This window comes from Staphylococcus sp. OJ82, from assembly GCF_000294465.1.
In the GTDB taxonomy this organism is placed as follows: Bacteria; Bacillota; Bacilli; order Staphylococcales; family Staphylococcaceae; genus Staphylococcus; species Staphylococcus equorum.
In genome coordinates, this window is sequence record NZ_ALPU01000003.1 from 437,739 (window position 1) to 455,832 (window position 18,094).

The 18,094-nt window shown below is 33.7% G+C and carries 13 protein-coding genes and 2 pseudogenes; 12 read left to right on the forward strand and 3 right to left on the reverse strand.

Annotated features, from left to right (window positions below):
- Positions 1 to 125: 125 nt before the first annotated feature.
- From SOJ_RS04290 to SOJ_RS04300, 3 genes are all read left to right on the forward strand, one after another.
- Positions 126 to 1,025 carry an ABC transporter ATP-binding protein gene (locus SOJ_RS04290; RefSeq protein WP_002506865.1) on the forward strand — a complete coding sequence of 300 codons (900 nt, stop codon included), beginning with the start codon at positions 126 to 128 and terminating at the stop codon, positions 1,023 to 1,025.
- Positions 1,018 to 2,256, forward strand: coding sequence for an ABC transporter permease (locus tag SOJ_RS04295; protein WP_002506866.1), 1,239 nt, complete (start codon positions 1,018 to 1,020; stop codon positions 2,254 to 2,256). The genes SOJ_RS04290 and SOJ_RS04295 overlap by 8 nt, the downstream gene beginning before the upstream one ends.
- A 679-nt stretch (positions 2,257 to 2,935) precedes the next feature.
- Complete coding sequence (locus tag SOJ_RS04300) at positions 2,936 to 3,952, forward strand: aldose epimerase family protein (protein ID WP_037539437.1); 1,017 nt, start codon at positions 2,936 to 2,938, stop codon at positions 3,950 to 3,952.
- A 223-nt stretch (positions 3,953 to 4,175) separates the two neighbouring features.
- Here the strand turns inward: SOJ_RS04300 and SOJ_RS04305 are convergent, their stop codons facing one another.
- Positions 4,176 to 4,844: an MOSC domain-containing protein gene (locus tag SOJ_RS04305; protein WP_002506868.1), complete on the reverse strand. Its 669-nt coding sequence runs from the start codon at positions 4,842 to 4,844 to the stop codon at positions 4,176 to 4,178.
- A 163-nt stretch (positions 4,845 to 5,007) separates the two neighbouring features.
- Between SOJ_RS04305 and SOJ_RS04310 the strand changes: the two genes are divergently transcribed.
- Entirely contained in the window at positions 5,008 to 5,697 is a 690-nt protein-coding gene (locus SOJ_RS04310; RefSeq protein ID WP_002506869.1) for a ribose 5-phosphate isomerase A, read from the forward strand.
- Positions 5,698 to 6,601: 904 nt separating this feature from the next.
- On the opposite strand, the pseudogene SOJ_RS14865 reads toward SOJ_RS04310, so the two are convergent.
- Positions 6,602 to 7,445 (reverse strand): annotated as a pseudogene (locus SOJ_RS14865) (CPBP family glutamic-type intramembrane protease); the annotation flags it as partial.
- A 262-nt stretch (positions 7,446 to 7,707) separates the two neighbouring features.
- Between SOJ_RS14865 and hutG the strand changes: the two are divergent.
- Entirely contained in the window at positions 7,708 to 8,637 is a 930-nt protein-coding gene (gene hutG, locus SOJ_RS04320; RefSeq protein ID WP_002506871.1) for a formimidoylglutamase, read from the forward strand.
- Here the strand turns inward: hutG and SOJ_RS04325 are convergent.
- On the reverse strand, positions 8,627 to 9,502 hold the full coding sequence (locus tag SOJ_RS04325) for a LysR family transcriptional regulator (protein ID WP_002506872.1): 876 nt from the start codon (positions 9,500 to 9,502) through the stop codon (positions 8,627 to 8,629). The two genes, hutG and SOJ_RS04325, sit on opposite strands and share 11 nt — an antisense overlap.
- A gap of 143 nt (positions 9,503 to 9,645) precedes the next feature.
- Between SOJ_RS04325 and SOJ_RS04330 the strand changes: the two genes are divergently transcribed.
- The 7 genes and pseudogenes from SOJ_RS04330 to SOJ_RS04360 all read left to right on the forward strand — a co-directional run bounded on the left by SOJ_RS04330 (position 9,646) and on the right by SOJ_RS04360 (position 18,026).
- On the forward strand, positions 9,646 to 10,920 hold the full coding sequence (locus SOJ_RS04330; protein WP_002506873.1) for a YjiH family protein: 1,275 nt from the start codon (positions 9,646 to 9,648) through the stop codon (positions 10,918 to 10,920).
- A 50-nt stretch (positions 10,921 to 10,970) separates the two neighbouring features.
- A complete protein-coding gene (gene hutU, locus SOJ_RS04335) occupies positions 10,971 to 12,635 on the forward strand; it encodes a urocanate hydratase (RefSeq protein ID WP_002506874.1) in 1,665 nt (554 codons plus the stop codon).
- Positions 12,632 to 13,870 (forward strand): imidazolonepropionase, encoded by a 1,239-nt coding sequence (gene hutI / locus SOJ_RS04340; RefSeq protein ID WP_002506875.1) that lies wholly within the window; start codon positions 12,632 to 12,634, stop codon positions 13,868 to 13,870. Before hutU ends, hutI begins: the two co-directional genes overlap by 4 nt.
- A 209-nt stretch (positions 13,871 to 14,079) precedes the next feature.
- Positions 14,080 to 15,252: a SulP family inorganic anion transporter gene (locus tag SOJ_RS04345; protein WP_002506876.1), complete on the forward strand. Its 1,173-nt coding sequence runs from the start codon at positions 14,080 to 14,082 to the stop codon at positions 15,250 to 15,252.
- On the forward strand, positions 15,252 to 16,376 hold the full coding sequence (locus tag SOJ_RS04350; protein ID WP_002506877.1) for an amidohydrolase: 1,125 nt from the start codon (positions 15,252 to 15,254) through the stop codon (positions 16,374 to 16,376). Before SOJ_RS04345 ends, SOJ_RS04350 begins: the two co-directional genes overlap by 1 nt.
- An 85-nt stretch (positions 16,377 to 16,461) precedes the next feature.
- Positions 16,462 to 17,344: pseudogene (locus SOJ_RS04355) on the forward strand (SDR family oxidoreductase).
- 70 nt (positions 17,345 to 17,414) lie between these two features.
- Positions 17,415 to 18,026, forward strand: a complete 612-nt coding sequence (locus SOJ_RS04360) for a flavin reductase family protein (protein ID WP_002506880.1) — start codon at positions 17,415 to 17,417, stop codon at positions 18,024 to 18,026.
- Positions 18,027 to 18,094 lie beyond the last annotated feature (68 nt).

Here is an 18,094-nt window from a genome sequence, read left to right on the forward strand (position 1 = left end):
AATGAGCTAAGATCATTAATAAAATAGAATCATGTCTAGCAAAGTTAAATTTAAAATGTAACTTTGCTTAATCTAATGGTATTATCAAAGTATATAATTATTAAAAAGAAAGGGGTCGGGACACAATGTCACTAAACATTGAACATGTAACCAAGAAGTATAAAGATTTTACAGCTGTTAATGATATTTCATTATCTTTAGAACAAGGTAAAATGTTAGGTTTTCTAGGCAGAAATGGCGCAGGAAAAACGACAACCTTCAGAATGATTTTAGGTCTAACGCCAATCACTGAAGGTAAAATTGCATATAATGACAAACCCATAGACAAGACTTCATACAACCACATTGGTTATTTACCAGAAGAGAGAGGATTACATCCTAAAATGAAAGTAGAAGATGAATTACGTTATTTAGCTACTTTAAAAGGAATGAAGTCCAAAGAAATTACAGAAGCTATAGACTATTGGTTAGATAGGTTTGGTATTAATGAAAATAGAGAAAAGAAAATTGAAGCACTATCCAAAGGGAATCAACAAAAAATTCAACTTTTAGCAAGTATGTTACATAAACCAGAATTACTCATTTTGGATGAACCATTCAGCGGCTTAGATCCAGTAAATGTAGAGTTATTAAAATCAGCGGTTAAAGATTTAAATAATGCTGGTACTACTATTATATATAGTTCTCATAGAATGGAACATGTAGAAGAGTTATGTGATAATGTCTGTATTCTAAATCGTGGAGAGCTTGTTGTTTCAGGGCCAATTGATGAAGTGAAAGCGAATCATGGTAAGAAAAGCGTCGTCATAGAAACAGAACATGAAATGTCAGAGATAGATAGCATTGATGGTGTATTAAATGTAGATAGAAGTAAAAGAGAAATTAAAGCAATGATTGAGACAGAAGCGGTTGCTGAGAAAATTTATGAAGTTGTAATACAGTATGGTTTCGTCAAAAGATTCCAAGTTGTAGAACCATCACTAAATGAAATCTTTATAGCAAAAGTAGGTGACGTCAATGGATAAATTCTTTGCAACTTTTTCCTTAACTTATAAAAATAAAGTTAAAACAAAGTCATTTGTTATATTCACAGCTATTGTGATTCTGTTAATGGTTGGAGCGGCGAATATTAATAAAATCATTGATTTATTTGACGATGGCCCTGATAAAGTAGGGGTTGTCTCATCGAATGATGAAATTTATAAAGTCATTAAATCACAAGGTGATCAGCTTGATGAAGGGGCAGACTTTAAGCAATTATCAGAAAAACAAGCAAAGTCACAGGTTAAAAACGAAAAATTAGATAAAGCATACGTTATTAAACTGAGTGAAGATCAAAAACTTTCAGGTAAAATATTGAGTAAAGATACTGTTTCAGAACAAGATAAGCAAAAATTAAAAGCAACATTATCAACTGTACAAACACAATTTGTTGCAGCGAATTTAAACTTATCACAAGATGAATTAAAACAATTGCAGTCTCAAAGTGAAGTGACTTCAGAAGTGCTTGCAGATAATGCCAACAATTCAAATTTAAATGAAGCTCAAAAAGGCTTTAATACAATGATTGTATATGCAGGCGTGATGCTCATATTCTTTATCGTTTTCAATTATGCGAGCCAAGTTGCAATGGAAATCGCAACTGAGAAAACATCACGAGTTATTGAAATGATTATTACGAGTGTGTCACCAGTGACGCATATACTTGCGAAGATGGCAGGTGTGGTTTCAGTAGCATTAACCCAAATCAGTATATTTATTGTGGCTGGCATTATATGTTTCTTAGTGTTTGATATTGGAGATATGTTAAAAGGGTTTGATATTGAACCAAACGAATTGACTGTGCAATTAATCGTCGTAGGTATCATATCAATGATTATTGGTATACTTTCATATATTATTTTAGCATCGATTTTGGGATCTATTACTGCGCGTATAGAAGATATTAATCAATCATTAATGCCAATGACATTAATTAGTATGATTGCTTTCTATATTTCCTTTTTCAGTATCATGAACACAGATACGTTATTAGTGAAAATCACGAGCTTTATACCATTACTTTCACCATTTGTAATGTTTGTTCGTGCATCCACGCCTGATGTTGCTATTTGGGAAATCGTATTAAGTATGGTTATATCTATTATCACTATTTTTATACTATTATGGGTTGCAGTGCGTAGTTATAAAGATACGATTTTGAGTTTTGATAAAGGCTTTATGAGCTCGGTAAAACGTATATTTAACAAAAAATAATAATTTAAAGTGCGCTATTAAAATAAATTACCATCACCATGTAATATGTGGAGGTAGTTTATTTTTTAATATTGATACGATTATTGTGTATAAAAAACGTATCTTTTTAGAGTAAATAGAAAGTTGTTTATATAAAATTACTATGTACTTATATAAATTAAGTAGTAGAATAAAGAGGAATTCAACAAAGTTATAATATTATACAATGAAAATTTGGCTATTATTTGTATAATAATAGAAAAAGTATAACAATTTTTATGATTGTTTGTTAAAATTGACGATTAGTATAGATAAACATTTGACTAAATTGTTACAATATAAGAGAGTAATAGAAGAAATAGGGAGTATTAAATATTACACAAGATTTGTGTTATTGCATCATAGTGACTTTGCAAGTTAATTTATGCTAGAGGGAAGCATAGTTAATCACATTGATGTTGTTACATTTAATCGTATTATGTGTGATAGGGTTTGTTTACTACAATTGAATTATTATTTTCAAAATAAATATTCAAATTAATTGGACTTGTAGTGAGAAAGTTTACATTGCCTAAACACAATGAAGATCCCCTTCTGAGTTGTGATTTACAGGCCACGTTTGTAAGTGATGTTTTTATTCATGATAAAACTTAATATTAACTTTTGAAAAAGTATTGGGTTTGAAAGGGAGTAATTGATGATGTTTGCAAAAGTAGAAAGCCAAAGTAATGGTATTGATTTAATTAAAATTGATAATGAAGAAACGAAAATTGTTTTTACAAATTATGGCGCACGTATTGTCTCATGGAAATACGATGATAATAACATTGTACTTGGAAATGTTGTAGAAGCAGATGAATTCTATGAGGAAAACCCATTTCATTTCGGGGCAACAATTGGTCGTTATGGTGGTAGAATTGCAAATGCTACTTTCGAATTAGATGGAAAAACGTATCAGCTTGACGCAAATAACGGTGAACATAACATACATGGTGGTCCAGAAGGTATTGGTACACGCTTTTTTGATTATGAAATTGAAGAGCAAGTAGGTCAAGTAAAAGTTATTTTTACAACAACTATAAAAAGTTCAGACGACCATTTTCCTGGTGATATTGACCTAGAAGTAATTCATACTTATGATGTTGACCATAAATGGACAATTGAATACAAAGCAACCGCTACAGAGAAAACGTTATTTAATCCGATGAATCATGTTTATTTTAATTTGAATAGAGATAATAATGTAATTGATAACCATAGTATTTCAAGTTCAAAATTAGATATGTATTTATTAGGCGAAGATAATATTGTTGAAAGCATGAAACCAATTGATTTAGTGGACACGTTTAACGAAAAAAACATACAATTTAAAGACATTTTTACGAGTGAACATCCAGTTGTGAAAGCACAAATGGAACGCTTTGGCGGCATCGATCATCCATTTGATATAGGTGGCAATGAAATGACCGTTGAAAATAAACGCTTTTTATTAACAGTGAATACTGACATGCCAAATGTTGTAATTTTCACATTTAATGATACTACAAGTTGGCAAAGTGACTTTAATATTTACAAGGCACATTCTGGTTTTACACTTGAGACGCAATGTATACCAAATGACATTAACTTAATGGGAGAAAAAGCCCCATCTATATTGGAAGCTAATCAACCATACTATTCAAAAACGTCATATAAAATTTTTGAAAAAGAGTTATAGAAACTAAATTGATATTATGCAAATAAGGCTAGGACATTACTTTATGTCTCAGCCTTATTTTTATATTGGCAGTAGTTAACTGAATTGGAAATGGGCTTATATTAAACTTTTAAAGACTTGCAATTCTTGTAGTCTATTTTCTAGACATCTTTGCCGAGAGCGAATCATAGACCGAAACCTTATGAGAAAAATTTATTTTTCTCTCCAGTTCCCATTTATATAGTTATTTCTCTGCGATGTTTTGTGCACGTTTTAAAAATTTTTGCAACTTTAAATGTCTCTCGTCAGTTAGATAGGGGTTCTTTAAAGCATCTGTTAAACGTCTTATATTTTTATTATCGTTATAATAGATGTCATTAAGTTCGAACACTGTAAGAGGCATATGCGTGTTTGAAGAATGTATTAATTCTAAATTTGCAGCGTCATTTACAAACCCTTCTTTGATAACTCTAAGATAAAACCCAGTCTTGCAAGAACGCGACATGCGCTTAACTAGATCTGGAATTTTATACTTTTCTTGAATTTTCCAGCATGGTTCTCTTATTTCAGATACTTCTACAATTGCTTCATCTAATTGGAATTGATCACCCAAATAAATGTCATTTTCATCTAAATCGACAGCAGTTAGATTCTCACCAAACATAGCATAGTCAGGTAATGTAGAAACATCATTTTTCCATAATTCATAGTTCTTCTTACTATAAAGGCATAGCGCTTTATCTGGTCCACCATGCCCTTTATATTCTTGCTCATCTTCAATGAACCCAGTCTTCGATAACCACATTTGATTTGTGATTCTCTTTTTGTTTAAGGCTGAGCGCATTGGTCTTTTCGTACTGTATGATAAATCTTGAATTTTACCTGTAGAAATTGCATCTAGCGTATAAATCATAATTCAGTACCTCCTGCAGTTTAGTGATTATCATTTTAAAACAAATTTAGGAATATGCAAGTGAACATATATTAGCGTGTTATATTTACGTTTTTTAGCTATGTATTTTTATAAATCTCATGTACAATAAAGGTAAAAGTACTGTGTGTAAAGGGGAAGCATTATGAATAAAAAACAGTTGAAATTAAGTACATTTGATGATGCATTAGACCAAATTAAAGATGGTATGATTGTGGGTATTGGTTCAGGTTCAACAATTGAACTACTCGTGCCAAAAATCGCAGAGAAATTAGAACAAGCACATATTGATATAACTGGAGTCTGTACTTCAAACAAAACGGCTTATATCGCTAAAGAATTAGGTATGCGTGTAGTCGATGTAAACGATGTAGATAAAATTGATATCGCAATTGATGGCGCTGATGAAGTAGACAACCAATTAAACCTTATAAAAGGTGGCGGTGGAGCACTATTTAGAGAGAAAGTAATTGATGCTATGGCAGATAGATTTATTGTTTTAATAGATGATAGTAAATGCGTAGATTATTTAGGCCAAACGTTTAAGCTTCCTGTAGAAGTAGATAAATTTAATTGGCTACTCGTATCTAAAAAGATTGAGTCATATGGTAAGGGTAATATTAAAGCAATACGCCGCGTTGTTGATGATGTGCCTTTTATTACAGATAATGGTAACTATATATTGGACTTAGAATTATACGAAAATATAGACGCTTACGAAATGCATGAGTATTTAATCCATCTTGTGGGCGTATTGGAAACTGGTTATTTCTTAGATGTTGCTGACCAAATTATTGTTGGTTCACCAGACGGTGTGAAAGTTCTTGATAAATAAATAATAAAAAAGTGATAAAGGTCCTAAAGGATTATTTATCACTTTTTTTATATAAAGATGGTAGTGATTTAGGCGACGCCTGACTCGTTAATAAAGTACTAGTTGAAGACTACGGGTTTCGCGGAAAATGTATACAAAAAATGCCGACAAAGCCAGAGACTTTGTCGACACTCTATGAGGAAATATTATATATACAATACTTCCTCGAGATTTAATAATGTAACGCATTGATGTAATTAACGACGGTGACCACGTTTACTTTTAAGATTAAAAGGAGAACGCGTGTGTTTATCATTTGAATCATTATCTACTGTTGCATCATTATGTGTTGCGTGTGTAGTGTTTGCTTCAGTTGATGATGTGTCTTCAACATGATTATCCTCAGTAATGGATGCTTTCGCATTACTTACTGCTGAAGATTTACGAGTAGTTGAATAACGCGCACTTGTTTTTAATGACTCATTATCGTTGTCATTTGAATCATGCTTTACTTTTTCAGTAGATGCTTCAACTGAACTATTAGTTAAATTGTTTGAGTCGTTATTGTCATTATCATTAGATTTTGTGTTGTCATCTTGTTCATTTATTTCATCACTATTATGATACATCGTGTTGTTTTCAGTGTTTGTCTTTTTTTGATTAACATCAGTAGTAAAATCTGTGTTGTTTTGTTCAGTTGCTTCATTAACAGGAGATGTTGTATCTTTATCATCGACTGTTGAAGCTGTCGTCTTTGTTGTGTCATCAGTGTGCGGCTGTTGATCTGAGTCATGTGTCGTTCGGTTGGCCACAGCAACACCACTTGCAACAGTCGTTGATTTTGAGCTGTCTGAAGTCGAAGTGTTTGTCTTGTTTTCATCTTGAACACTATCTTCATCAACATCATCATCGATTTGAGCATCGTTTTCAGATGTTTCGTTAACATGGTCAAGATAGTTGTTATCATCCACTTCATCCAAATTACGTTTTGTGAAGAAATAAAGAATCGCTCGAACGATAATGCTTAATAGAATGTAAACAGCGGCAACAGCAACTGTACTTAAAGCAATTACTTTCATTGGGAACACATCGCCTAATTCTTCGTTAAATAAGAAAACGAGTCCAAATGACATTGTCGCATGGAATATTGTCGCAATGTATATTGTACGTCCTTTTGTAGCACGGATAAGTTCACCAATAATCATTGAAAAAGCGAAAGAATAAAGGAAACTATATATCGCATAATCAAAGCTAAATGAAATATTAACATTCCATATTGAATACATAATCCCTACAATAATAGATGCGATAAATGTATTCATCTTAGTTTCAACAATATGTTGTAAATAAGAACGGAAACCAAACTCTACTAAGAAAGCCATGATAATTTGACCAATGATAATTGATATAATTGAAACAGATAAATCTTCTGTTTGTAGTAGTACAAAACTATCTGCATAAACATTGAAGCAAATCATAGCAATAATAAAAATAATTAATGGTATAACGAGTGCTAAAATGATACGTTCTATAACTTTTAAACTAATTGAAAACTTTAAACTACCGAGTTGCGTACCTCTGTGCTTAAAGACGAGTAAACATATAATAGCAGCAATAAATGGTGCTAAGCTACTTATGTCAAAAACAAAAGTTTTAAGTGAAATTGTACCTTGAAAATCTTTAAGTATAATAGGTGCTGCATAAGCAATAATGAAGAAAATAAATATCATCATTGCCCATTGAAAACCTGGTATACGTTTTGTATTCATTATGTAACCTCCAATAGGGTTCAGAAAAATCATTTATGCTTAATTATACATACTTCTTAGTGATAAATAAATTAAATTCAAATATTTATCATTGAAATGTAATACTTTTACAAAATCAAACGTGTAAACGCAACAATTTTTAATGTGAATTTCAAAATTAACTTTTAAACAAGTGGGTAAAGGTAATTATAAATATAATTGAATTGGCAAAAATGTAAGCGTATACTTTAAGTGTTGATATAGTTTCAAAAGGAGGAGAACTATGTATAAATTAGCACAACGTGATTTATGGACAGGAAGAATAGATAGTGAAACAGAGGAAACAGAATTCAGACATTTTCAAACGATACAATTTCGTAATATTGAAGATGAGTACGATGAACCACGTCACGGTGTAGGTATGCTAGGTTATGCGGTTGATAAGGGTGTTGAACTTAATAAAGGAAGAATCGGAGCTAAGTTAGGACCAGATGCAATCAAGAAGACTTTTGCTAATTTGCCAGTCTTAAGAACATGTTCAATTTATGATTATGGAAATGTTGAACATAATCACGAAACTTTAGAAGAAACCCAACAAGAATTTGCGCATTATGTTGCTTCATCGATACAAAGACATAACCAAACCTTTTTATTAGGTGGCGGACATGATATCGCTTATGCACAGTATTTGGGCACGCGTGAGGCGTTTCCTGATGCTTCTATTGGTGTCATCAATATTGATGCACACTTTGACACTAGAAAAGAATCTGGTTCTACTTCTGGTACGAGCTTTAGACAAATTTTAGAACAGGATGAAAACACTGATTATTTAGTATTAGGTATTCAACAAGGTGGTAACACGCAAGCACTATTTGATTACGCGAAAGAAAGAGACATCGGTTTTGTTTATTCTGATGAATTGTTACATCAAATTTCTCCTCCAATTAAGGATAAGATAGAACGTTTCGTACATGATCATGATGTGATTATGTTTACGATATGTATGGATGTTATTGATAGTGCATTTGCACCGGGTGTAAGTGCAAATGCTGTATTAGGTCTATCACCGCATGTTGTACTTGAATTGGCGAAACGTATTATTCCAAATGAGAAAGTTTCGACTGTTAGTATTGCTGAAACAAATCCAAAATATGATGTGGATAATCGAACTGCTAAATTATCTGCTAATTTTTTACATCATTTTATTCTTTAATATCCCAATAATCAATGCACTGATCTATAAAAGAAAGTACTCGCTCTGAGTGCTTTCTTTTTTTTAGATAGTTAATATAAATAGAACGGCCTAGTTTGGGACGCATTTCTAGTGCATCTAAATCTCGTGCATTAAATGATTGATAATATACGCGTGGAATAACAGCATATCCTAATCCTCTATGGACAAAATTCGTAGCCGCTTCAAAACGATCAACTTCCATAATGATATTTGGATGTATATTCATACGTGTAAAGTAATCATCAAGATGTTTACGCACTTGAGAGCCTTTTGTAGGTAAAAATAATGGCAATGATTTAATAGACGTTATTTTAGTATCTGGAAAAGCATTTTTAGGTGTAATAACGACATAGGATTCTTCGTATAAAGGAATAGATTTAATATCTTCGTGACTAATTTGTTCGTTGGTCAAAGCGAGATGATTTTCAAAATTGATGAGTTGTTCCAGTATTTTATTTTGGTCATGCACTTCAGATACAAGATAAGTCTGGTTAGGATTATATTTTAAATGGATAGAAAGCACTTGAGAAATCCATTGATTTGCTGATTCTAAAATAGATAGTTTGATTTTAGGCGCATGTCCCATATTGAGGTCATACATTTTTTCGATTGTTTGATGATAGTTCTGTATCAATTGTTGCGCGTAATTATAAAAATGAATTCCTTTTTCAGTGATTTTAACATCCTTAGTAGTTCTCATAAAAAGGTCATAACCTAAATTGGCTTCCATTTTTTTTATTGTAGTCGTTAATGACGGTTGACTAATATGTAAAAAGTTAGCAGCTTTAGTGAAACTATTATATTTCACAACGGCGACAAAATACTCTAATTGAATGATTTTCAATATAATTCCTCCGTGAATATGTATTTATCTTATAGTTTTAAACTATCAATAATTAGTTTATTTATATTGGTAGTATATATCATATCATATTATACTGAGAGATATAGCGGGAGGCGTACTTTCATGTTAGGGGCGTGAAGTACATGTGGAAATTTTTCATTTATAGCTTAATTGGCATTATATGTTTCTTTGTACCTATAACGATTAATGGTAAATCAACAATTCTGATTGATCATATTGTTCAATGGATTACATTTTTGGTGAATCCAATTTTACCTTATTATGTATTACTTTTAATCATTATAGGTGCATTACATCCATTTATTAATAAAAAATGGAACAAATCAAAAACTGATATTATCTTTAGCTTATTTAAAGTATTAGGCGTCTTCATTGCTTTCATGATTGTCTTTGATTTTGGACCAGGGTTTGTATTGAAAGAAAGTATTGGACCGTTTTTATACGATAAATTAGCGATACCACTAAGTGTGTTAATCCCAGTAGGTGCTATTTTATTAACATTTTTAGTAGGTTACGGATTATTAGAATTTATTGGCGTAATTATGAGACCAGTCATGAAACCTATTTTTAAAACGCCTGGTAAATCAGCAGTTGATGCGGTTGCCTCGTTTGTAGGTAGTTATTCAATTGGCTTATTAATTACAAATAAAGTCTATAAAAATGGTGGATATACACATAAAGAAGCAGTTATTGTTGCGACAGGTTTCTCAACTGTATCTGCTACTTTCATGATTATAGTAGCCAATACATTAGGTATTATTGAACATTGGAACCTTTATTTTTGGTTCACACTTGCAGTGACTTTTATAGTTACTGCCATCACCGTACAACTCCCACCTATAAGATTTGAGAAAAACACGACATATCAGAACCAACCATATAAAGAAGAAAAACGCAGAAATATGCCTTTATTAAAAGAATCTTGGTTAGAAGCTAAGTTAGCAGTTAAAAATGCTGACTCATTAATAGGAAACGTACGTGAAAATTTACGTGACGGCGTCGTAATGACAATTGCGATATTACCTTCTATTATGTCTATCGGCTTCTTAGGTTTAATTATTGCTGAATATACACCGATAATAGAATATGTATCTTATATTTTTTACCCATTTATAAGTATATTCCCAGTTCAGGATGTAGCAATATTAGCACAAGCTTCAACCATTTCAATTGTTGAGATGTTATTACCTGCTGCCATTGCACAAACTGCTGATTTAGCTACGAGATTTATAGTAGCAGTAATGAGTGTTTCGGCGATTATCTTTTTCTCAAGTGTGGTACCTGTGATTCTTTCAACTGAGATAAAAATTTCAGTTGGTAAATTGGTCTTGATATGGTTTGAAAGAGTAGTGCTTACATTACTAATCACGATACCATTCGCATTATGGCTATTTTAAGATTTATTAAACAAAGGTTAATTAATTAATTAAAATGAGGAGTGATTTTCATGAGAAAAATAGTAGCAAAAAAAGGTTTAGATATTGAATGTAAAGGTTGGGAACAAGAAGCAGTGCTTAGAATGTTGTATAACAACTTAGATCCAGAAGTAGCTGAACGTCCTGAAGATTTAGTTGTATATGGCGGTATTGGTAAAGCTGCTAGAAACTGGGAAGCATTTGAAGCGATAGAAGAGACGTTACGTTCATTAGAAGCGGATGAAACAATGTTAGTACAATCCGGAAAACCAGTTGCTGTATTTAAAACACATGAAGAAGCACCGCGTGTATTAATTTCAAATTCCGTACTTGTACCTGAGTGGGCAAATTGGGATCACTTTAACGAATTAGATAAAAAAGGGTTAATGATGTATGGACAAATGACAGCGGGTAGCTGGATATATATTGGTTCCCAAGGTATTGTTCAAGGTACTTATGAAACATTTGGTGAGCTTGCTAATCAACATTACGATGGCAAGTTAAATGGAACAGTAACTTTAACAGCTGGTCTAGGTGGCATGGGTGGTGCACAACCATTGGCTGTTACAATGAATGGCGGTGTTGTAATTGGTGTAGATGTTGATGAGACACGTATTGATAAACGTATAGAAACGCGTTATTGCGATGTGAAGACACATGACTTAAATGAGGCATTACGTTTAGCCGAAGAAGCACGACAAGAGGGCAAACCATTATCTATCGGACTTGTTGGTAATGCTGTAGACACACACAGAGCCATTTTAGATAAAGGATTTAAAATTGATGTTGTTACTGACCAGACAAGTGCACATGATCCATTGAACGGGTATATTCCACAAGGTTATTCCTTAGAGGAAGCAAAAGCACTACGTGATAAAGACCCTAAAGAATACGTTGCATTATCGCAAGATTCAATGAGAAAACACGTTGAGTTAATGATTGGATTCCAAAAAAATGGTGCAGTTGCTTTTGATTACGGGAATAACATTAGACAAGTTGCATATAATAATGGCTTAGAAAATGCTTTTGATTTCCCAGGATTTGTACCAGCGTATATTAGACCTTTATTCTGTGAAGGCAAAGGGCCATTCCGCTTTGCAGCTTTAAGTGGAGATCCTAAAGATATCGAACGTGCAGATGAAGAAATGAGAAAACTATTCCCAGATAATGAAAAGCTTATTCGCTGGTTAGATTTAGCTCAAGAAAAAATTGCATTCCAAGGATTACCTTCTCGTATAGCTTGGTTGGGCTTTGAAGAACGTGCCAAAATGGGCTTAGCCTTAAATCGTTTGGTTCGTGACGGAGAAATTTCTGCACCGGTCGTTATCGGGCGTGATCATCTTGATTCAGGATCTGTTGCGAGTCCAAACCGTGAGACAGAAGGTATGAAAGATGGTTCAGATGCTGTGGGAGACTGGGCAGTATTAAATGCTTTAATTAACACAGCGGCTGGTGGCTCGTGGATTTCGTTCCATCATGGCGGTGGTGTAGGTATGGGTTACTCATTACATGCTGGTATGGTCATTGTCGCTGATGGTTCAGAACGCGCAGATCGTCGCTTAGGACGTGTATTAACGACAGATCCGGGTATGGGTGTTGTAAGACATGCAGATGCAGGTTATGAATCAGCAATTAATGTTGCTAAAGAAAAAGGTGTAAAAATTCCAATGATTACGGGTAAAGGAGATATAAAATGAACGATTTAATTATTCAAAACATTAAAGAATTAATTTTACCAAAATCTACAGAGCGTCCTTTAAAAGGAAAAGATTTAGACGAATTAGAAATCATTGAAAATGGAACGGTTGTTGTTAAAGATTGCAAAGTGGTTTACTCGGGTGCCCATACAGATGAGTATGAGGCGAAGGAAACAATCGACGCTACAGGGAAAGTTGTATCACCATCACTTGTTGAAGCACATACTCATTTAGTGCATGGCGGTTCAAGAGAACATGAAATGTCGCTTAAAAGACAAGGCGTTTCATATTTAGAAATACTTGAGCAAGGTGGAGGTATTTTATCCACAGTAGAAGCTACACGAAATGCAACTGAAGAAGAGCTATTTAATAAAGCTGAAAAGAATTTGTTAACGATGATACAACATGGAGTCTTAGCTGTTGAAAGTAAGAGTGGTTATGGTTTAGATAAAGAAAGTGAACTCAAACAACTACGTGTATCCAAACGTTTAGCAGAAAAATATAACTTAGATATGAAACATACTTTCTTAGGTCCGCATGCAGTACCAAAAGACGCGAAATCTAATCAAGCTTTTTTACAAGAAATGATTGATTTACTACCTGAAGTTAAACAGTATGCTGATTTTGCAGATATCTTTTGCGAAACAGGCGTATTTACAGTAGAAGAATCTAGAAAATATATGCAAGCAGCAAAAGATTTAGGTTTTGATGTTAAAATCCATGCAGATGAAATTGATCCATTAGGTGGTCTAGAATTAGCAATTGATGAAGGTGCAATTTCTGCAGACCATTTAGTTGCGTCAAGTACAGAAGGTAAAGCGAAACTTAAAGATAGCGATACAGTAGCTGTATTACTACCAGGTACCACATTTTATTTAGGTAAGGAGCAATACGCAGATGCTAGAGGTATGTTAGATAATGGTGGAGCTATCGCAATTGCAACAGACTTTAATCCAGGGAGTTGTGTGACAAACAACTTACAACTTGTGATGTCGATTGCTGCGTTGAAATTAAAATTATCACCGAATGAGATTTGGAATGCTGTTACAGTGAATGCAGCGAAAGCAATTGATGTTGATGCTGGAACAATTAATAAAGGTGACAAAGCCAATATCGTCATTTGGGATGCACCAAACCATGAGTATATTCCGTATCATTATGGTATAAACCATGCTGAAAAAGTAATCAAAGATGGTCAAATACTTGTTGATAACCAAATTAAATTAAATAACTAATAATATTGAGTCTGGGGTATATACGTATGTCTCAGATTTAATTGTTATATTGTTGTGAATTGAGTGAACTTGAAAAGAGCTAATGTAAAGCTCTTTTTCAAGTTCACTCTTCTTTTTTAAGTGTAAATTAATTAAGTTTGAGTTGATTAAATATTTTGACAATTATGGTACCATGTTATTTAAAGCATACATGGGAGGTGACATCGAATGTGGGGCAAACTACTTATGTTAAACAATGGAGCGGGGATTTAAGTCAAAATATGCTCACAGGTATATTACTTGCCCTTGCATTACTTCCAGGCGCAATTGCATTCTCTTTCATCGCTGGCGTAAGTCCAACGATAGGCATGTTAAGTACTGGTTTGATGATGCTCGTGTTGAGCTTTACTGGCAATAGAACGTTGATGGTCTCAGCGCCAAGTAGTGGTGTGTCGCTAGTAGTTGCACCATTAATGGCAAGTCATGGTCTAAAAGCGCTTATTTTAGCTACATTGTTTATGGGCGTCATACAAATCATATTAGGATACTGTCACATAAATAAATTGTTAAACTTTGTACCTACGGGTGTTGTTATTGGTTTTATGAATGCATTAGGTTTATTATTGTTTACATCCCAATTAAAGCATATATTTAATATTTCAGCTTCGACATATGTGTTTGCAATAGCTTCATTCTTTATTATTTGGCTTGCAGGGCAATATATCAAACTTATACCAGCACCTTTAATAGCAATTATTATATTGACGCTACTTGCGGGAGTGATTAAGCCAAACATTCAATATGTTTCTGATATGGCTTCAATACATATAAAAATGCCAATACCTTCCATACCAAATGAAATGAGTGATTTGAATATAGTGATGGTTGCATTACTTTATGGTGTAGCAATGGCTATCGTAGCCGTAATCCAAACGACGTTAACAGCACAAATGGTTGATGTTGTAACTTCGACAACTAGTGATAAGAATAAGGAATCTATTGGTCAAGGCATTGCAAACTTTATCGTTGGCTTGTTTGGAGGTTTTGGCGGTAGCGCACTTGTTGGACAATCGCGCTTTAACATAGCTATGGGTGCAAATTCGAGGGTGTCTACTTTCATCACAGGCAGTTTTTTATTGATTTGTTTATTTATATTTGGAGAAATTATCGGACGAATACCTATGGCAGTGTTAGCTACTGTGTTGATCACAATTTCACTTGGTACATTTGATAGACGAACGGTGCCATTCATTCGCAAAGCACCTTTGTTAAATAGTACTTTAATTATATCTACTGTATTGCTTATTTTAATTACGAATAACCTTGCATTAGGCGTCGTTGTTGTAACGATAAGTTATTACATGATTTTCCGTTTTATTAATAAGAAAGGACGTGACATATAATGCCACAATATGAAGATTACGTGAATTGGAGAAGAACTTTACATCAATACCCTGAACTTTCAGATGCTGAATATGAGACGACAAAAAGATTGAAACGAATATTAGAAGCGTATGATATTAAAATAATTGATTTACCATTAGAGACTGGTTTAGTTGCTGAAGTAGGACAAGGTGAAACATTCGTAGCTGTAAGAACAGACATTGATGCTTTGCCTATTCATGAGCAAGTGGTACATGAATTCACTTCAACAAATGAAGGCGTTATGCATGCATGTGGACATGATATACACATGGCCAGTATTTTAGCCGTAGCAACAAGACTTAAAGACATTGAAAGTCAATTAAAAGGGCGTGTCCGTATTATTTTTCAACCCGCAGAAGAACTGGGTTATGGTGCACTACATATCACTGAATCAGGAGCGATTGATGGTGCAAAAGCTGTGTTAGGCTATCACAATTATCCGTCGTTAGACGTGGGTGAATTTGCAGTGAAACCTGGTGTAATTACGTCATCTGTAGATCGTTTTGAATTTAAAATAAAAGGCACAGGCGCGCATGCTGCTAAACCAGAACAGGGTAATGATCCTGTCATCGTTCTAGGACAATTAATTAACAGTGTTCAATCGATTGTGAGTAGAAATCTATCTGCTTTTGATAGCGCAGTTGTAACTATAGGTGAAGTATCTAGTGGGAATACATGGAATGTCATCGCTAATCAAGCATATGTCCAAGGTACTGTAAGAAGCTTTGATGAAGATAAACGTGTTTATATTGAAGAACGACTTAGAGCAATTGGAAATGGGCTTGCAGAAGCGTTTGATGTCGAAATAGAAACACTATATCATCGTTTACCAGGCGCCGTTAAAAACGATGAGAAATTAACGGATGACGCTATCGAAGTAGCGAAACAAGTTGGATATAATGTAGAAGTTATGGATAAACCTTTAACAATTGGGGAAGACTTTTCTGGTTTTTCAAATAAATACCCAAGCGTCTTTGCATTTATTGGGTCGAATAGTGAATATGATTTACATCACCCTAAGTATGACCCAGATGAACGTATTCTAGAAAAAGTACCTGAGTATTTTGTTACATTTGTGCAAAAATTATTGAACGAAGTATAAGTTGCCAAACACTTTATATATGTATTAACTCCTATAAAATTTGGGTAATGTAAAGATATAATAATTATTTAAGGAGTGTTGTATTATGGCAGCCCAAGATCCGAGAACAAAATTTTCAAGTGAAGATTTTCCAAAACAAGAACAAGCGGTTCCTGGTTTACAAAAAGAATTAGAACCTAAACCAGATTGTGGGGAAACTTTATATATTGGTTATGGCAGATTAACAAATTATAAAATGTTGGTGACGGGTGGAGATTCTGCCATTGGAAGAGCAGCAGCTATAGCGTATGCAAAAGAAGGCGCAGATGTAGCGATAAATTATCTTCCTGAAGAACAAACAGACGCCGAAGAAGTACAAGAAGTGATTGAAGCAGCAGGTAGAAAAGCTGTTTTAATACCAGGAGATCTCCGAAATGAACAATTTAACTATGATTTAGTAGAGCAAGCTTATAATGCACTAGGTGGTTTAGACAATGTAACCCTTGTAGCAGGACATCAACAATACAGAGATGATTTAAAAAGTTTTGATACAGCTTCATTTACTCAAACATTTGAAACGAACGTTTATCCTATATTTTGGACAGTTCAAAAAGCACTAGATTATTTACAACCGGGTGCTACAATTACGACGACTTCATCAGTGCAAGGATATAATCCAAATCCAATTTTACATGATTATGCAGCCTCAAAAGCAGCAATCATTTCATTAACTAAAAGTTTATCTGAAGAAATTAGGTGCTAAAGGTATTCGTGTGAATTGTGTAGCACCTGGGCCGTTTTGGTCTCCTTTACAAATATCTGGTGGCCAGCCACAATCTAAAATACCTACATTTGGTCAAAAAGAAGTATTAGGTAGAGCAGGACAACCTGTTGAACTTTCAGGAGTGTATGTACATTTAGCTGCCGAAGAATCGAGTTATACGACTGGGCAAGTTTATGGTGTAACAGGCGGAACTCAGTTAGACTAATGATATCAAAAGTTAGAAATCTCTATGAGATTATCTAGCTTTTATTTTTTGAAAGGTATGATAATACAATATGAAACAATTTAAAGCAGATACACTTTCTAAAAAACAAAATTATAAATTACTGAGTGGGAGTATTATTCCAAGACCGATTGCATTTGTTACTTCTCAAGACAAGTCAGGTCATTTAAATGCAGCGCCATTCAGTTTCTTTAATATAGTGAATAGCGCACCGCCAATGATTATGATTTCTACTGTACGCTCAGAAGGTAAACGAAAAGACACGTCAGTCAATATTGAAGAAACCGAAGAATTTGTCGTTCATATTACTGATGAAACCATAGTTGAAGAAGTTAATAAAACAGCAGCACCAATAGAACGTACAAGTAATGAGCTAGAAAGAACAAATTTAACATATATTGATTCAGAACTTGTTTCTGTGCCAGGAATACAACAAGCAAAAATCCGTATGGAATGTAAATTAAACAGAATTATTCCATTAGGGGATCCACAAGAAGGTTCTGATTTAATTATTGGTGAAGTCGTTATGTTCCATATCGATGATGATGTATACTTTGAAGACAGTAAAATTGATACCCAAGCGTTAACAGCTATTTCTCGCTTAGCTGGCAATGACTATGCATCTTTAGGAGAAACATTTACGATTGTGCGACCTACTGAATAAGGGTGTTACACTTGTTGAAAATATCGTATGGTTGCAAAGTAATGTTGACAAACGTGCTTTAACGTATT